The 17673-nt window shown below is 40.7% G+C and carries 19 protein-coding genes; 3 read left to right on the top strand and 16 right to left on the bottom strand.

Annotated features, from left to right (window positions below):
- Nucleotides 1-18: 18 nt before the first annotated feature.
- The 12 genes from GBI66_RS08820 to GBI66_RS08765 form a co-directional block, all read right to left on the bottom strand.
- Nucleotides 19-1002: a fatty acid desaturase family protein gene (locus GBI66_RS08820; RefSeq protein WP_151715815.1), complete on the bottom strand. Its 984-nt coding sequence runs from the start codon at nucleotides 1000-1002 to the stop codon at nucleotides 19-21.
- A gap of 120 nt (nucleotides 1003-1122) precedes the next feature.
- Nucleotides 1123-1920: a PaaX family transcriptional regulator gene (locus tag GBI66_RS08815; RefSeq protein ID WP_151715814.1), complete on the bottom strand. Its 798-nt coding sequence runs from the start codon at nucleotides 1918-1920 to the stop codon at nucleotides 1123-1125.
- 100 nt (nucleotides 1921-2020) lie between these two features.
- Nucleotides 2021-2821, bottom strand: a complete 801-nt coding sequence (locus GBI66_RS08810) for an undecaprenyl-diphosphate phosphatase (protein ID WP_004807892.1) — start codon at nucleotides 2819-2821, stop codon at nucleotides 2021-2023.
- 127 nt (nucleotides 2822-2948) lie between these two features.
- Nucleotides 2949-4838 (bottom strand): M48 family metalloprotease, encoded by a 1890-nt coding sequence (locus GBI66_RS08805; protein WP_171067531.1) that lies wholly within the window; start codon nucleotides 4836-4838, stop codon nucleotides 2949-2951.
- A 100-nt stretch (nucleotides 4839-4938) separates the two neighbouring features.
- On the bottom strand, nucleotides 4939-6477 hold the full coding sequence (gene purF / locus GBI66_RS08800) for an amidophosphoribosyltransferase (protein ID WP_151715813.1): 1539 nt from the start codon (nucleotides 6475-6477) through the stop codon (nucleotides 4939-4941).
- 24 nt (nucleotides 6478-6501) lie between these two features.
- A complete protein-coding gene (locus GBI66_RS08795) occupies nucleotides 6502-7095 on the bottom strand; it encodes a CvpA family protein (RefSeq protein WP_005189525.1) in 594 nt (197 codons plus the stop codon).
- A 1-nt stretch (nucleotide 7096) separates the two neighbouring features.
- Nucleotides 7097-8104, bottom strand: a complete 1008-nt coding sequence (locus GBI66_RS08790; RefSeq protein WP_005211791.1) for a quinone-dependent dihydroorotate dehydrogenase — start codon at nucleotides 8102-8104, stop codon at nucleotides 7097-7099.
- 88 nt (nucleotides 8105-8192) lie between these two features.
- Nucleotides 8193-8672 carry a type II secretion system protein GspM gene (gspM, locus tag GBI66_RS08785; protein WP_005189530.1) on the bottom strand — a complete coding sequence of 160 codons (480 nt, stop codon included), beginning with the start codon at nucleotides 8670-8672 and terminating at the stop codon, nucleotides 8193-8195.
- Complete coding sequence (gene gspL, locus GBI66_RS08780; protein WP_151715812.1) at nucleotides 8672-9811, bottom strand: type II secretion system protein GspL; 1140 nt, start codon at nucleotides 9809-9811, stop codon at nucleotides 8672-8674. The genes gspM and gspL overlap by 1 nt, the downstream gene beginning before the upstream one ends.
- Before the next feature lie 40 nt (nucleotides 9812-9851).
- Nucleotides 9852-10307 (bottom strand): histidine phosphatase family protein, encoded by a 456-nt coding sequence (locus GBI66_RS08775; RefSeq protein ID WP_005189535.1) that lies wholly within the window; start codon nucleotides 10305-10307, stop codon nucleotides 9852-9854.
- A 101-nt stretch (nucleotides 10308-10408) separates the two neighbouring features.
- Nucleotides 10409-11482, bottom strand: a complete 1074-nt coding sequence (locus tag GBI66_RS08770; RefSeq protein WP_004807911.1) for an NAD(P)H-dependent glycerol-3-phosphate dehydrogenase — start codon at nucleotides 11480-11482, stop codon at nucleotides 10409-10411.
- A 47-nt stretch (nucleotides 11483-11529) separates the two neighbouring features.
- Nucleotides 11530-12108 (bottom strand): nitroreductase, encoded by a 579-nt coding sequence (locus tag GBI66_RS08765; protein WP_151715811.1) that lies wholly within the window; start codon nucleotides 12106-12108, stop codon nucleotides 11530-11532.
- 254 nt (nucleotides 12109-12362) lie between these two features.
- On the opposite strand from GBI66_RS08765, the gene GBI66_RS08760 reads away from it, so the two are divergent.
- A complete protein-coding gene (locus GBI66_RS08760) occupies nucleotides 12363-12746 on the top strand; it encodes a hypothetical protein (protein WP_151715810.1) in 384 nt (127 codons plus the stop codon).
- A gap of 49 nt (nucleotides 12747-12795) precedes the next feature.
- Here GBI66_RS08760 and GBI66_RS08755 read toward each other — a convergent pair whose 3' ends face one another.
- Both GBI66_RS08755 and GBI66_RS08750 read right to left on the bottom strand, forming a co-directional pair.
- Nucleotides 12796-13041: a hypothetical protein gene (locus tag GBI66_RS08755; RefSeq protein ID WP_151715809.1), complete on the bottom strand. Its 246-nt coding sequence runs from the start codon at nucleotides 13039-13041 to the stop codon at nucleotides 12796-12798.
- A 154-nt stretch (nucleotides 13042-13195) separates the two neighbouring features.
- Complete coding sequence (locus tag GBI66_RS08750; RefSeq protein ID WP_151715808.1) at nucleotides 13196-14383, bottom strand: phosphoglycerate kinase; 1188 nt, start codon at nucleotides 14381-14383, stop codon at nucleotides 13196-13198.
- Nucleotides 14384-14522: 139 nt separating this feature from the next.
- Between GBI66_RS08750 and GBI66_RS08745 the strand changes: the two genes are divergently transcribed.
- Entirely contained in the window at nucleotides 14523-14906 is a 384-nt protein-coding gene (locus GBI66_RS08745; RefSeq protein ID WP_004653014.1) for a DUF2237 family protein, read from the top strand.
- Entirely contained in the window at nucleotides 14906-15499 is a 594-nt protein-coding gene (locus GBI66_RS08740; RefSeq protein ID WP_151715807.1) for a nucleoside triphosphate pyrophosphatase, read from the top strand. Before GBI66_RS08745 ends, GBI66_RS08740 begins: the two co-directional genes overlap by 1 nt.
- A 74-nt stretch (nucleotides 15500-15573) precedes the next feature.
- Here the strand turns inward: GBI66_RS08740 and GBI66_RS08735 are convergent, their stop codons facing one another.
- Both GBI66_RS08735 and GBI66_RS08730 read right to left on the bottom strand, forming a co-directional pair.
- A complete protein-coding gene (locus tag GBI66_RS08735; protein WP_151715806.1) occupies nucleotides 15574-15843 on the bottom strand; it encodes a hypothetical protein in 270 nt (89 codons plus the stop codon).
- 324 nt (nucleotides 15844-16167) lie between these two features.
- Entirely contained in the window at nucleotides 16168-17658 is a 1491-nt protein-coding gene (locus GBI66_RS08730; RefSeq protein WP_005202896.1) for an MFS transporter, read from the bottom strand.
- Between the last annotated feature and the right edge of the window lie 15 nt (nucleotides 17659-17673).

Genomic DNA, 17673 nt, shown 5'->3' with positions numbered 1-17673 from the left:
AAAGCCAAAATCCATTGCTTAATCCGCTTTGTCCGATAGCTCATTTAAGACTTGCCAATACGTCGGTGGCGCAGATACATGTCCACGTTCACGTAGCATCTGATGCATTCTCGGCAATTTAAAATAAGGTACCGCAGCCATCAAATGATGCTCTTTATGATAGTTAACATTGATCGGTGCAACCAAAGCTCGAGCAAGGTAACCCGCCTTGGTAGTACGGGTATTGGTTAAAGCACTATGACTGGTCTCCATTCCTGCATGCTCTGCCATTGAACGAACCCGTAGGAATAATGGGAATGGCGTTAAATAAGCCAATACCCACAACCCATAGAGTTTAGGGTGGCCTGCTGCCCATAAGGCTGAAAACAAAGCTGCATTGGTTGCAATTGCACCGCCACTGTTCTTTAAGAATGCTTTGGGATAATCGGTCCAGTGTCGCCCTTCCTGAGAAATCCAGCGACGATCATTCGACACCGTCCATTCCATTTTTCCAATATCCATCAACACTCGACCAACTGCAAACTTGAATCCAGTTACACCTGAAAGATCACGCACAAATTTACGCATTAAGGATTTTTTCGTGGTTGGAAAACCGGTAACTAAGGATAAATCAGGATCATCGACCGTTGAGGTTTTACTATGATGGCGCATATGATGAGCACGGTATTTATGTAAATCATTCCAAATCGGACGCGCGCATAACCAATCGGTCAAGGTATCATTCAACCATTTGGTTTTAAATAAACTTTGATGGGAAGCATCATGCATGATGATCGCGAGTGCCAACTGACGACCAGCCAAAATAACTAAGGCTGCGACACACATCAGTAATTTACCCCAAGCAGGTAAATATTCCCAAGAACTGGCTACTGCGGCAAAAGTCCCGCCAATAACTGCCCATGTCGAAAATACAGCCCAACTACCATGCGCATCAGACTTGGCTGTTAACTCAGTAATTTCCTCTCGCGAGAATAAATCACTAATTGCTACACGTGTATTCATATCCCTATCCCGTATTTGTCTTATTTTAAAAACTACACAATTTATATTTTTATTCTAAACTTAGTAATATTTCTGTCAATAAATTAAAATTTAAATTATTGTAATATTTGTAATGAATATTTACTCAAGACGACTTTCATAAAACTTCTGCCATGCGTCCAAACCTGTCTGATCCAACTGTTGTACGCTCTGCGCAAATTGCTCGCGAAGTTGCACATCAACAAAACCTTCTGGCAATAATGGATCATTCATCAATAAGGAAATGGTTTGTCGACCCAATAATAAAGACTCTCGCGCTGCGTCTTCCAAACTAAGCTGGTCGACAGTCGACAGCCATTTTTGAATCATTTGGCTATATTTTTCGTAGTTAAGATTTAAGGTTTGAGTGGGCCAAAGTGCGGGGATGAGCGCCAAAGTATGTGCATCAAAATGACCAATTTGACAGATCTTGGCACTATTTTCTAAGCCCGAAGCTTTTAACTCTGAAATAAGCTGGTCAAATGTAATGACCAAATTATCAGGGCGTATATAAATGCCCTGCTCTAATTCTTTAAAGCCAAAATGCTTTAATGCTCTTTCACGACGATTTAATGCAGTACGATCAACCCGCCCAAGTTCACCTGTAAAAACAGCTAAATATTGATGTGCCCATACTTTGGTTTGTTTAATACCATGCTTACGATTGAGCATGACATTTGCCCATTCGTGTGATTGGACACTAAATTGGTACACCCCACGTTCACTCGCTTCAATCACGCCATCACTGGATAATCGTGTCACAGCAACACGAATGCTATTTTCACTGATTGCAAAAAGCCGCGCCGCAATAATGATTTGTTTAATTGAAATCGCTCGGCCTTGAAGTCCTAACAGCAAATCAATAATTAAGTCTCGAGCATTCATTTTCGCTATTGTCATCGTGCTATCGAACCAGATCTGAAGGATTTAAAATAAAGAAAGGGAATTTTAACTGAGAATCTCCCTTTTCGCAGTTGCCAAAAGGGAGATGTTTTTATTTTTATAAAAAGACAAATAACAGAATAATACCCAGCACGATACGGTACCAAGCAAATACTCGTAAGGTATGGCGTTCCACAAATTTCACTAAGGCACTGACCACCAATAATGCTGAAATAAAGGCTGCGACAAAACCAACAGCAATATTTAGCATATTGTCTTGTGTCAAGACGTCTGCATTTCGTGCCAAATCAAATACGGCTGCGCCCAACATTGTTGGCATCGCCAAGAAGAACGAAAACTCTGTCGCTGCTTTACGAGATAAACCAGAGAACATCCCACCCACGATGGTCGCACCTGAACGTGAAGTCCCCGGAATCATCGCAACACATTGTGCACAACCCACCAAGAATGCTTGTTTATAAGTAATCTTGGTCGCATCTGTCGTTTTATGATCAAAATTCTTAGACTCGACCCAGAAGATAATCAAACCACCGACAATTAAAGCAACTGCTACCACAAGCGGGCTAAACAAAACGCTTTTAATAAAGTCAACCGCGAAAATACCAATCACGACTGCTGGAATAAAAGCGAGTAAGACACTAAAAGCAAAGTGCCGTGCTTCCGCATCCCCACTAAAGAAACCTTTGACCAAGTCAAAAATCTTTTGACGATACAACCAGCATACAGCCAAAATCGCACCAAGCTGAATAACAACTTCAAAAACACGACCATCATCTGAATGAAAGTCAATCATATGACCAAATAAAATCAAATGACCTGTGCTTGAAATGGGTAAGAATTCGGTAAGACCCTCAATAAAACCTAAAAATAAGGCTTTTAAAATTTCAATATGTTCCATAACTTACTCAAAAGTACGTAATACAAGAATAAAAATAAATGGCAAGCTTACCCTGAAATCTAAGCATTTTATGTGATTGTCAGGTAACGTTTTCGCAAAAAGATTCAGACCAATACAGCAACTGCTCTTAAATAATCATCAGACTGTTTTTCTTTTGCATTTGTTCGACCACTTCATGGGTATCGAAACCTAAGCGCCAATACAAAAGCTCCAAAACATCTAACTCATCCTGGGTAATAATCCGATCATTCCAGAGACATCTTTCAGCAATTGACAAGATATTGAGACGGTCACGCAATAATAAACCTGAGACATCATTTAAGATTTCTGCCAAGTCCAATGGCTCATCTGAAATATCTGCATAGGTTTGCATTTCATCTTCAGTTAAAAGCATCTGCAAGATACGTTCACGAACTTCGAGCTGGTTTGGACTATTAATTTGCTGTACATGCAGTAATGCATCGATCAAATGTACAATCTGAGATTTGACATCTTCAAAAGCCGCAGGCAAATGCGCAGGCATTAAATTCAGTTCCTGCTTTACGCGTTCCAATAACAATGCATCAAGCAAACCAACTTCGCCATCTTCTTGAATAATACAAGCCAGCTTGGTTAGGAACTGACGCGCAATACTGGTTGGCATATGCCCAATATTTTTACAGGCATCATGGAAAATCTGAACATGGATACGGCCATCCAGATTTAACAATGCATCGACAATCGCATGGCTAACAGGTGCTTCTTGTGGAATAAATTCACGGTACTGACGAATCATCAAAATCGCAACCATCACCTCACGAGAACCGGTTGCGGTCTGCATCGCGCGTTGAATCAACTCCGGTCGCTTTTTATTCTTACGGATTTCAGGATTAAGCGGTTTAATTGCATCATTCAAAGCAAAACTGATCGGGGATAAACGCAATAACGGCAACGGTTGAGGCGAACTCCATGGTATGGTCATATCCGCGCTTTCTTCCTCTAATGAGCGGAATAAGCTGAACAGTGGTCGATTACGAAGCTTACGTAGATTTTCTAATTGTAGATCTTGCAACAAAGTTGGATTTAATTCGTAAATTCGCTCTTTAATACTGGGATGAATATTCATCCAGCTCTGCGGACTCAGTGAGTTGGCAAAACACATATGTGAGATCGATTCAGAGTAGGCACTATGAATCTGGGAACCGGAATGATGCACATAAATCCGTAATAAGGTTTGCACATTGGCATTGTTATTCATCAAGTGCATAGTCTTGAGGTCATTACGGAAAGTTCGACCACTTAAGGTGAGATATTTAATACAACGTGTAATTAAAATACCTAAGCTACCAATCAGCCAAATCACCCCACCAATTGCAACAAAGATGGTCTCAAACTTATTTCGGTAAGAGGTTGCATAAGGATTATAGCCTGCTTGAGCAAGCTTACTGCCCCACTGACTAAAGGTTGTTAAGCCACTATATAAAATTTTAAGCTTGGTATTTTCAACAGCTTCGCCAGATAAAATTTGATTAAACTCATAACTGAGTAAACCATAAAGCTCAAGTTCATCCAGATTCTGTAGTGCGCCCCAAGTGAGAATGATCACGATGTCTTGTGATCTAAAACCAGCAGTTAAAGCATTGACCCCAACCTCATCAGGTAAGACATAGACTGCTGGGGTATCAATATTAAAACTTTTAGCAACCTGATCTACAACTTTTAATGCAGTACTTTCTTCAGGTGTACTTTCATCAAATACTAAACGTCTTGCTTTCAACTGTTTTGCCAGTGAGTGACCGCCCTCACGTAATACATATAACTCTGCACCTACAGACCAAAACAAGACGAAAATAAGGACTACAATGAAATAAGGACTAAGAACATGCCACCAAATCGGTTGTGTATAATCAAAGAAATGAACGACTAAACCCAAAATTAAATTGAGAATAAAGACGGTTAATAACATTGCGATAAGACAGAAACTGACTGACCATGCAATATTCTTATTTTCAATTAAATAATGGCTCATTTCTCTCAATGTAAGTTTTCCCGATTACATTGTTTCAGTTAAGTTTCCCGTACCCACTATCATAAAATAAAAAAGCGGGAAATTCCCGCTTTTCTATAGATTAAGATGATTACTCTTCTTTAATCCCTGTTAAATCAACTGATGCTGCATCAATATTGACATCGATATAGCCATCAGATTTACTTTTTGCAGCGTCACTACGTTTTTGCTCTAGTGCGTCAAGATATGCCTTATCAATACCACCAGCGACATAGACACCATCAAACACTGAGCAATCAAACTCAGTTAAATCAGGTACCTTGCTGGTACGAACCGCATTTTTCAAATCTTCCAAATCTTGGAAAATTAAACGGTCTGCACCGATGTTTTCACGGATTTCTTCGACTGTACGACCTGACGCAATCAACTCAGCCTTCGCAGGCATATCAATACCGTACACGTTTGGATATTTCACCATTGGCGCAGCCGAAGCGAAGAATACTTTCTTCGCACCAGAATCACGTGCCATCTGGATAATTTCATTACATGTGGTACCACGAACAATTGAGTCATCGACCAACAGTACATTCTTGTCTTTAAACTCAAGTTCTACAGGGTTCAATTTTTGACGAACCGATTTTTTACGTTGCTGCTGACCCGGCATAATGAAGGTACGTCCGATATAACGGTTTTTCATAAAACCTTCACGGAATTTCACACCTAAAATATTTGCCAGCTCTAATGCAGAGGTACGACTGGTATCTGGAATTGGAATCACAACATCAATATCATGCTGTTCGCCCCATTCTTTCAAGATTTTATAAGCCAACTTTTCACCCATTTTTAAACGGGCTTTATAAACTGAAATTCCATCAATAATGGCATCTGGACGAGCAAAATACACATATTCAAAAATACATGGACGGTATTCAGGATTCACAGCGCATTGCTTGGTAAACAACTGACCTTCTGAATCAATAAAAATCGCTTCGCCTGGTACGATATCACGTTCAACTTTGAAACCGAGTGCTGTAATCGCAACAGATTCAGAGGCAATGATATATTCAACACCTTGTTCAGTTTCACGAGAACCATACACCAAAGGACGAATCCCGTTCGGATCACGAAAACCAACTAAGCCATGACCTGTAATCATCGCTACAACACCATAAGCCCCTTTACAACGCTCATGTACGCGAGACACGGTGTGGAAAATATCATCCGGGCTTGGGTTTAAAGTTCTGATCTTCTGTAGCTCATGTGCGAAAACATTGAGTAAAACTTCAGAATCTGAATCAGTATTCATATGACGTAAATCTGTTTTGAACAGATCGTCATGAATTTCGGCAGCGTTGGTCAAGTTCCCATTATGAGCAAGCGTAATGCCATAAGGTGAGTTCACATAAAATGGTTGCGCTTCAGCACTGCTTGATGAACCAGCAGTTGGGTAACGAACATGTCCGATCCCGTAGTTACCAAGCAATGCACGCATATGACGCGTATGGAATACATCACGTACCATACCGTTATCTTTGCGGAGGAATAAACGCCCTTGATGGCAGGTTACGATCCCTGCAGCATCTTGTCCTCGATGTTGCAGCATCGTTAAGGCATCAAATAACATTTGGTTCACTGGTGATTTACCGGCTATCCCAACAACTCCACACATAGCAACCTCGCGACAAGCTAGCGATTAATAAAAAGGATTTTTCGTCGAATGATCAGAACGCTGATCCACTGAAGCACGTTCTGACTGGTCCATTTCAGTCGAAGGGCGATGTAACAACGCGCCTTCCGATGTCATTTGATTTAAAGCTTGATTTGCTGCATCTTTGGACAATTCAGTTGCCAAAGGTGCATAAGGTAATAGAATTTGTACAAATTTAGACTGTTTCCAGTGCGGTGAACTCTCAACCCAAGGCCCTAAACCCTGCATTGCGATCAGTACAATCAGTAGTCCTTTGAGAGAACCAAATGCACCACCTGCTAAACGATTTAATGGGCCCAATTTCAGACTTTTCAAGAGCCCATTGAGTAATGCAGACACAATCCATGTACACACCACAATGATCAACACAATAAAGGCAAATGCTGCAATTTTTTGCACAACAGGGTCTTGGCTTAAACTGCTCATCGCAGGTGCCAAAACCACAGCGTATTTTGCCCCAACGATCAATGCGAATATCCATCCGATCAAGTTCGCAAAGGCTTTGATAAATCCTTGACGCAAACCGTTCAGCCCTCCAATGAGCAAGATGACCAGAATGATGATATCAAGCGTGTTCATTTCACACAGTCATCGCATCAACACAGTCTTTAACCAGTGTTGGGCCAGTATAAATGAGACCACTATACACTTGTACCAAGCTTGCACCCGCTTGTTGTTTTGCAATCGCCTGTTCGCCCGCTAAAATACCACCGACACCAATTAATGGAATCTGGCCCGCCAGTACTTCAGCAAACTGAGCTAAACATTCAGTACTCTTTTCAAATACAGGCGCACCTGACAAACCACCTGCCTCATTTCCATTCGGCAAGTTTTCTACACCATCACGTCCTAATGTCGTATTGGTTACGATCAGGCCATCGATTTTGAATTGCAATAATTGTGCAGCAATGAATTGAATATCTTCTGCTGTTAAATCAGGTGCGACTTTAAGCACGAGAGGAACATAATGATTATATTGGTTTGCCAGTTCGAGTTGACGCTCTTTTAAAGTTTGCAACAACTCTGTCAGCGCATCGCCACTTTGGAGACTACGCAAATTTTTAGTATTTGGTGATGAAATATTAACAGTAATATAAGAAGCGTAATTATAAACTTTTTCAAGACAGATGAGATAATCTGAAACTGCATCTTCAACAGGTGTATCCGCATTTTTGCCGATATTAATTCCCAAAACACCTTTAAACTTTGCAGCTTTTACATTTTCAATCAGTTTATCGACACCGTCATTATTAAAACCCATACGGTTAATAATCGCTTTTGCTTGAGGGATACGGAATAAACGTGGTTGAGGGTTGCCTGCTTGCGGGCGCGGCGTAATGGTTCCAATCTCGATAAAACCAAAACCGAGTGCAGCTAAAGCATCAATATGTGCACCATTTTTATCTAAGCCAGCGGCAAGACCAACAGGATTTGGAAATTCAATCCCCATACAGGTCACAGGTTTTGCTGCAACTTTTTGATGCATAAAGCCGAGTTTATGGGCCTTATCTAGCATAGAGAGTGTCAGTTCATGTGCACGCTCTGGCGCTAAAGTAAACAACAAAGGGCGAGCCAATGAATATAACATACCAATCACAGTCTACTGATTTTCAAGTAGGCATATTATAGGCATAGGCGTATCAAAACACCATGCCTGACATAGGGTTTTTAATTGCTTACTGTACTGTTGCAGTTAATTTAATCTGATTATTGTTAGAGACCATATCCATTTTTTGAATACTGATGCCCATTTGAGACAGCTGCATCAAAAAATTAGCCAGTACAGCATAATTCTGATGTTCTGCAACAAGCTGAATCTGCTCACCATTTTGCTGTGAAGAAACAGCCAAACCCTGCTGTTGGGCCGTTCGCTGTATTTTATCTGCTGCAGTCAATCCCACATCATTTGCTGGCTTCATTGTCGCCGCATTACTCTGCATCCACACGGTTAGATCTTTTAATTCATTTAACCGTTTTTGCTGTTGATCTGCCAATGCATGCGTTTTCCACAAAGCGAAACCAATCACCGTCACAATGACAAAAATGGTGGTAAAAATCACCATCACTCGTTCACGAACAGATAAGCCTTGTAGATATTCATTTAACGCTTCAATTTTCTGATCAAAGCTATTTTGTAATCGTGTTAATGCTTTCATTATTTTACTTTTACCACCCCAATTGCGCCAACTGTATCCGCCTGAACATTGCCTAATTCAGCTTGGAAACCTTGTTGATTTAATTGTTGAGTTAATCCTTGTAAATCATCCGCAGATTTTGCTTTGAGTGACATAGCCAAAGTTGAAGCATCATAACTCACCTGCTGAGCAACGATTTGTTTTTGCATCAAAATTGGTCCAACACGACTTAACAGCGAAAGTGCTTGCGTATCGCCAAGTTGGCTCATACGTAATTGGCTTTCAAACTGGCTTTTAATATTTTGTTCGGTGACGCGACTATTTTCACCAAACCAAGATTTATACTGCTCAATCGCTTGGCTTGCGGTTTGATCTGCAACTTTTTTCAGTTTTGACCAACGTAAAGCATCATAACCCAATTGCACCACAATCACAGCCAAGAGGACTGCGGCTGCAGCTTTCCAATAACCAGACCACTGCACTTCTGCATTTTTTGATTTCGGTAGAACATTAAATGGATGCTGTTTAGGTCTTAACAATTGTTCAAATTGATAACTGAATTCGGTCCGCTGATCTTTACTCGATGCAGTCGCGAGGCTATCAAGTTGACTGGTATTCAGGTTGGCAAATTTATACTGTGTTTCTGCAGCCTGAAACTCTAGGAACAAACCTAAATCATCAACAGAGTTACCTGTCCATGCATTTTCTCTCACCAATAAGTGATCGTACAGGTTGAGCAACACCACTTGATTCGGTTCTGGTTCAGGTAAAATCAAAAAGTCTGGTAAAAATGCTGCTATCTGGATCGGCAAAAGACTCAGTGCATGTTGCCACGTTTCAATCGTAGATTGTGCAACACCCAAGATATTGAGTTGATCATTATGAAAATGATGTACAACCTTCATATGGTCAATCGGTAAGGTGACAAACTCTTCCAAGAGATATTTGATGCCCTCTTGCCCCAATTGTTTGTAATGTGCCTTAGTCATTGGTTGTTGTAATAATTGCGCATTTCGGCTTGGAAAATAAACCACAGCCTCTTTTCCATGATGCTCTTGCAAATCTTGAATCAACTGTTCAAGACTTTGTGCCTGCAACCAATTTTCCCCTGCCGACCAATACCATGTTCCATTGGTTTCGGGCATCCATATATACAGCATCGGTGTTCAGTACCCTTATCCTATTGCGGATATATAAAAATTATAATGTTGGTGTAAAACGATTCTTTTGTGTCGACAAACCATTCGCGATCACAGCTTGATCATAAATACGTGCTTCGGCCAATGCAAATGGATTAAAGCCTTCGTGTGTCAATTGTTCTTCAATATGTGCCACAACATTCATATGACACACCACTGCAATCGACTCATACGGTAATTTGGATAACCATTCAATCGCATCCTTGGCATCATCATCTGGCTTAATCTTATCGCAAATTAACACAGGAATGCCGTGAAAATGTGCCTTGATATGCGCCAAAGTTTCTTGAGCACGTAACAGTGGACTCACCACAAAAATCTCAGGTTGAATCACATCTTTTAAGAAATGTCCTGTTTGCTCAGCTTGTTGATGTCCACGTGGTGTAAGTGGACGCTGTATATCATTTCCATTGATGGCTGGAGATGCTTCACCGTGACGAACTAAAGTTAACTGCATAAAACGACCTTATTTTTTATAGCTGCATCATAACGCGAATAGATGACAGTTTTAATTAGGTCTGTAGATATTTCAAGCATGTACGAAATATCTACAGCCGCCTAGACTTCATGATGAGGTAAAACAAATTCCACATCACTGCGATGACCATTTTTCATCAAAGATAACGCAATGGTCATTGGTGGCGCACCTTCAAAAATCACATCATACAGCGCATTGGTAATTGGCATATATACATCCAGCTCTTCCGCTTTAGTTCGCACTTGGACGATGGTATTAATCCCTTCCGCAGTTTGACCGAGCTCCTTAGTCGCTTGATCCAGTGTTTTCCCAGAACCTAATGCGAAACCAATTTGATAGTTACGACTTAATGGACTGTTACAGGTAGCAAATAAATCTCCCACGCCTGACAACCCCAAAAAGGTTAATGGATTTGCACCCTGTTTCACTGCAAAACGGCTCATCTCTGCCAACGCACGCGTTAGAATCATACTTTTGGTGTTTTCACCAATCTTATAAGCCCCACCCATACCCATGGCAACTGCATAAATATTTTTTAACGCACCACCTAGTTCAACACCATGTACATCGTCGCTACCAAACACGCGGAATAAAGCACTATGTAAAGCATGTTGCACCGCATAACGAACTAGTTCTGACTCACTGGCGATGACCGTTCCTGAAGGCATACCTGCCATGATTTCTTTGGCAAGATTTGGACCAGATAGAACACCGTACGGTACTTCAGGCAATTCTGTGCGAATAATATCGCTCATAAAACTAAAGGTTTTTGCTTCAATGCCTTTGGTCAATGAAACCACAGCCTGAGAAGTAATAAACGGCGCAATCTGTTTGAGCACATCACGGAATGAATGGCTTGGAATGGCAACCAAAATAATATCACGATCGCGTACAGCAAGCTCCAAGTCAGCCACTGCACGCAAAGCAGGTTCCAATGGATAATCAGGTAAATAGCGTTTATTGATATGCGTTTGATTAATTTCTTCCGCAACAGCAGCATCACGAATCCAAATCATGGTATCGCAACCATTTCTGGTCGCTAAATTTGCCATCGCTGTACCAAAACTACCACCGCCCAAGACCGTAATTCTTAATGCTGTTTTCTGATCTACGGCAACTGGCTCAACTAAATCACTAAAATTTAACTCTGTCATTTTTTATCCTGAAACGAATTTCTTTCTTTAATCATGCAAAACAAAGCTTAGGTTACTTGCCATACTTTTACAAAATCTTGACTATCTATTTCTGCTCTTGGCGCAATCGCTTTCGCTGCTGTTCCAATATAAATAATTCCAGAAATAAGATCCTGTTGTTTTAATCCCAATTGCTGTTTCAACCAATTCGATTCAACCACAGCCCCAGAACGCCACATGGTTGCAAAGCCTTGCGCTTGTAATGACAACAAGAAGTTTTGAATCGCAGCCCCTGTACTTAAAATCTGTTCAAAGTGTGGAACTTTAGGATGATCTTGAATCGTGGTTAATGCTAAAACCAACAAAGGTGCACGAAACGGATGCTGTTTCACTCGATCAAGTTGTGCAGAATCTGTCTCACCCAAATCTGCTAAAGCACTCGCCAATTGCTCACCAAAAGCCGCGCGTAACTCTGGGGTGACAACCACAAAACGAGTTGGTTTTAAACGATGATGATCAGGCGCAGTCAATGCAGCTTGCACTGCTTTTTCGAGTTGTTCTGTATTTGGTGCAGGCTCAATCAGTTGCCCAATAGATTGACGTTGATGAATATTTTGATGAATTGTCTCTATATTTGAGTCCGTCATTGAAATGAATCTAACTAACACAAGGATGGCGCTAGATTAGCATAATCTGAATGATTTCCACTATGCTTAATTCATGCTTGTCACAGACGTCTATATTGAATTTCGTGAGTAAATAACAAATATCATCATCGCTAAACTCATCATTCATTTGAGAAAATTTACAGAGTGTCTGCACAAACTGTACATAACCTGCAAAAGCGCTCAGAAATTCTATGTTCCAATAATACAATTATGTAACGACTTGAGAACAAGTAATGAAAAAAACCTTAATCATGAGTTTAGTTGGTGGCTTGGCACTCGGATTGACAGCGTGTGCATCTACACCAACCAACACGTTGGCAATTCAAAAAGAAAATAATCAATACGAAGTCACAGGTATTGGTAAAACCAATCTAATTGCAAAAAACAATGCTATAACTGCTGCTCAAAAGACCTGTACCCGTAACACAGCCCCAGTCGTTGTTGACGAAAAAACTGCGTACCAAGGCGTACTAAAAGGTGTGGTCGATGAGCAAACTGGTAAAATGGTCGAAGCTGCTGCAGGCGTAATCGGAACAATTACAGGTAAAAATGCTTCTCTGGCGCGTGATGATGATTATCAAACCACGCTTACCTTCTACTGTAAAGCTAATTCATAAATACAAAAAAGCCGATGTTTTAACATCGGCTTTTATTTTCTCAATTACCTTAGTGCGCTTGGCTCGCAGCGACTTCAGATGCTGCACCGTGTTCAGCAACATCTGTATTATTTTCATCTAAATTCGGTTTATCAATCGCATCAATTGCAGCTTGTTGCTCTGGGGATGTCTGTGTTGATACAGCAGAAGCTGCTTGATCTTGCTGTTCAGCATTTTTCGCTTCTTCTTTCTTTGCACATGCAGTCAGCATGATTGGAGCAATAATTAGAGCGGCAAGGGTTAATTTAAATTTCATCACGGCTTTCCACAGTTACTTGGTTAAGTTGTGACAAGCATATTTCAGATATGTGACATTTTGATGACGACAACGTTGTGCAAAAGTAAAAAGAGCCGATTTAAATCGACTCTTTTAAAACTATCTTTTGATTAATCAATGAATTAAAACCTGATTAAGCACGCTCAAGTAAAACTGCAACAGCAGGTAAAGTTTTGCCTTCTACGAACTCTAAGAATGCACCACCACCTGTTGAGATATAGCCAATTTGATCAGCAACTTGGTATTTATCAATTGCAGCCAATGTATCACCACCACCCGCAATCGAGAAACCAGCAGATTCAGCAATCGCCAATGAAAGTGTTTTGGTTCCTTCACCGAATTGATCTACTTCAAACACACCCACTGGGCCGTTCCAAAGAATTGTTTTAGAAGATTTTAAGATGTCCGCAAATGCTTTAGCCGTTTCAGGGCCAACATCCAAAATCATATCGGTGTCAGTGACATCAGCAACGTTTTTCACAACAGCTTGTGCACTTGCCAATGAACCAAGGAAATCTTCAAAGTTGATTTGGCTTGCATCTGCAACCACAACATCTGTAGGTAATGGAACACTCACTTTTGCAGCAATTTGCTTTGCAGTTTCAACCAAATCTTCTTCGTAAAGTGACTTACCGACATTAAAACCAGCTGCAGCCAAGAATGTATTGGCAATACCACCACCCACGATCAATTGATCACAGATTGTAGACAATGAAGTCAACACATCAAGTTTAGTTGATACTTTAGAGCCTGCAACAATTGCAACCATTGGTTTTTCTGGGGTTTGCATTGCACGGCCAAGCGCATCTAACTCAGCTGCCAATAAAGGACCCGCAGCTGCGATTGGCGCAAAACGTGCTGCACCTTCTGTTGATGCTTCTGCACGGTGCGCTGTACCGAATGCATCCATAACAAATACATCGCATAACGCAGCATATTTCTTCGCAAGCTCTTCGTTATTTTTCTTTTCGCCATGGTTGAAACGAACGTTTTCAAGTAACACAACTTGACCCGCAGCCACTTCAACGCCATCTAAATAATCTGTGAATAATTTGACATCTTGACCCAACGCTTTGCTTAAATAAGCAGCTACAGGTGCAAGTGATTGTTCTGGTTTTGGCTCACCTTCTACAGGACGACCCAGATGAGAAAATACCATCACTGCTGCGCCTTTTTCTAAAGCCGCTTTAATTGTTGGCAATGCAGCACGTAAACGTGCATCACTGGTAATTTCCCCATTTTTTACAGGAACGTTTAAGTCTTCACGAATAAGGACACGTTTACCTGTTAAATCAAGATCAGTCATGCGCTGAAAATTCATGGATGGCTCTCTAGTTGATTTTAAAAACGGCACAATTTTAAATGATTCTCTGAAATAAAGGTGAGTTTTTTTGCAGAAAAGCTGCCGAAGCCGTCACTTTTGATTATGATAATCAGCGTCACCAAATCTTTCTATTATTATGTCAATTCATCCAGATCCAAAAATTAATCGTTTAAACGTGCTTGGCGAACCTTTAGCCAGTTGTTGTTATGACCCAATCACGGGGTATTTTCGTAATGGCTTTTGCCACACGGCGGTCACCGATTTAGGTCAGCATACAATGTGTGCACAAATGACTTCTGAATTTCTAAATTTCTCACAAAAAGTCGGCAATGACCTCATTACACCGTTACCTGAAGTAGGCTTCCCTGGTCTTAAACCAGGTGACTTCTGGTGTATCTGTGTGACGCGTTGGGTCGAAGCTTATCAAGCAGGACAAGCACCACCGATTAAGTTGAATGCTTGCCATAATGCCGTACTGCATTATGTTCCCTTGAATATCCTTGTGGAATACGCGGTGTAATGAACCAACATGAATTGATTTTGGCATCCAGCAGTCAAACCCGTAAAGATCTGATGGATCGTTTAAGGCTGGATTATCGTTGTATTTCCCCTGATATTGATGAATCTGCAACAGGTGAACTACATGCCGATGATTTGGCCAAACGTCTTGCTTTTGAGAAAGCGGGTGTGATTGCTCAGCGACATCCAGATGCCATTGTGATTGGTTCAGATCAGGTGGCTTGGCGTGAACATGCTCCGTATGACTTTATTGGTAAACCCTTAAGCGTTGAAAATGCCATTCAACAATTGCAGACAAACTCAGGTCAAACCGTGTTTTTCAGTACCGCGCTCAGCGTCCAACATTTGCAATCTGGCTTTGAAACCACACTGGTCGAACATTACCAAGTCAAATTTCGCCAGCTGACATTGCCAGAAATTGAGCGTTATATTGAAATTGACCAGCCCTTGCATTGTGCGGGTAGTTTTAAATGTGAAAGTTTGGGGATTAGCTTATTTGAAAAAATGTTGGGCGATGATCAAACCACCTTGATGGGCTTACCGATGATTCAGTTGTGTAAGATCTTACGTGAATTTGGGATAACTATTCCTTAATATCTTTTTCGAGGATTCTTCTTTGCTGTTGTATAGTTATGATGACTTAAAAAATAATAGTCTTCTATCAATATTTAGATGGAATAACCTGCTTCTCTCATCTGCATCATAATAGAGTCATCAAATTCCTCATTTGAGATTCCCCTAATTGACTTAATACTTTTCCAATGCCAAATGAGTGGTAAAACTTTGCTATCTAAAAGAAAATATTCCTCAAGAAAAATAGAAGCTAAATCATGCTTATCCAATTCAACATTCGCTATCAATATACGGTTCAATACGACACTTGGTTTTTCACCCTGCAATATTAACTTAAGTTGACTCTTAATATTAAAATTTGACATATGCAATTACTTTGATATTTAGGGGTTAAAAAGAATTTTTTCGAAATTTCTCTAGACAATGTAACACAATATTCTAATTCTATTAACTTGGCCCCCTAATTTTCAAATATCGCCAAGTAAATATTTTAAATTTTTTTGTCAGGTCAATACTCTATTAACTTAAAATTATTTGGATAACTTAACATAAGTAAAGTTTCTTACTTCTCAATCATTCCCTCTGTGCTTATATCTAGAAATTACAGAACAAAACTATTATTTATTCAAAGATGTTAATCTTCCTTAAAAACACCCTGACCTAAACTCAATTTAGATCAGGGTCAATCATTATTCCTCGACCACAGTGACTCTTTTTGGCAATGCGAACCAAATAAAAATCGACAAGATCAAGAATAATAAGGCTGCTACATTCAACACCGAACGATGCGACTGGCTAAAGGCCTGCTTCGCAGCTGCAATGACATGTTCAGCAATCATTGGCTGTAATTGCTTAGCGGCTTGAACGGCCTCACCAATCGAACTACTCACCTGTTCAATGATGTTATGTGGTACATCGGCTGGAACCACAATCGAGTTAGCATAAAACCATGACAACATCAGACCGAAAAAGGCAATTCCTAGACCCGCCCCCAGTTCATAGGCCATCCCTTCAATTGCCCCTGCTGCGGTCGCCTTACTTGGCGGTACTGAAGACATAATTGCAGAGGTTGACGCCAGTAAAGCAATTTCCACACTTAAACCTAAAACAACCATCCAGCTCCAGACCTGCATCTTCGCCTGCATAAAATCAGTATTTGCCAATCCCCATAAGCTTAAAGCACTCATCAACATACCAAGCGATGCAACTGAGCGCAGACCGAAACGATTGACCAGCATACTGGCAATTGGACCACCTAAACTGATCGCAATCATAAACGGTAAAATAAATGCCCCAGCAGCCAACGGTGAAAGCTGATACACAAATTGCAGTTCCTGAGAAATCAGCAATTCGAATCCGACCAAGGCCATCATTGATACAATTGCCATCACCACACCTGTCGCAATCACAGGATGTTTGAATAATTGAATATCAATCATTGGAGACGTTGATGTGAGCTGTGTACGAATAAAGCCAATCAATAAACTAAAACCAACTGCGAATATCAGAACTGACCAGATACTAAAACCATGCATCACAGTTTTAATCGCATAGATCATGCTCAGGATAGCAACCACCAATACAATGGCCTGTAATAAGTTAAGATTTTGCTTCGGTTGCCCTGCCTGCTTTGGAATCACAAACACAGTTAAAGCAAGTACAGCAATCATAATCGGAACATTGATCAGGAACACTGATCCCCAATGAAAGTGCTCAAGCAAAAAACCACCAAGCAATGGGCCAAAGGCTGCACCACCACCACCGACCGTTGCCCAAACACCTAAAGCAAAGTTACGCTGTTTTTCATCAAGAAAAGTATTACGAACCGCAGATAAAGTGGCAGGCAAAATCATGGCTGCACCAACAGCCAATAAAGCACGAGAACCAATTAATGCATAAGCGGTAGAAGAAAAAGCAGCGGCCAATGATGCTAGACCAAATAAGATACCACCAATGATCATCAGCTTTTTAAAGCCAATACGGTCTCCCAAGGCACCCATTGGCAGAATCAGACCTGCCATGACCAAGGAATAAATATCAATAATCCACAGCAATTCATTTGCGGATAATGAAAGTGACTCACTCAACGTCGGTGTCGCCACATGTAAAACGGTTGCATCAATTGATACAGGAAGATAAATCAGTACAACGATTGCAAGAATTAACCACTTGCGTGACATAAATGCCTCTAAATT

It is taken from the genome of Acinetobacter sp. TUM15071, assembly GCF_008980925.1.
Lineage (GTDB): Bacteria > Pseudomonadota > Gammaproteobacteria > Pseudomonadales > Moraxellaceae > Acinetobacter > Acinetobacter dispersus.
This window is presented reverse-complemented; position numbering and strand designations above follow the sequence as displayed.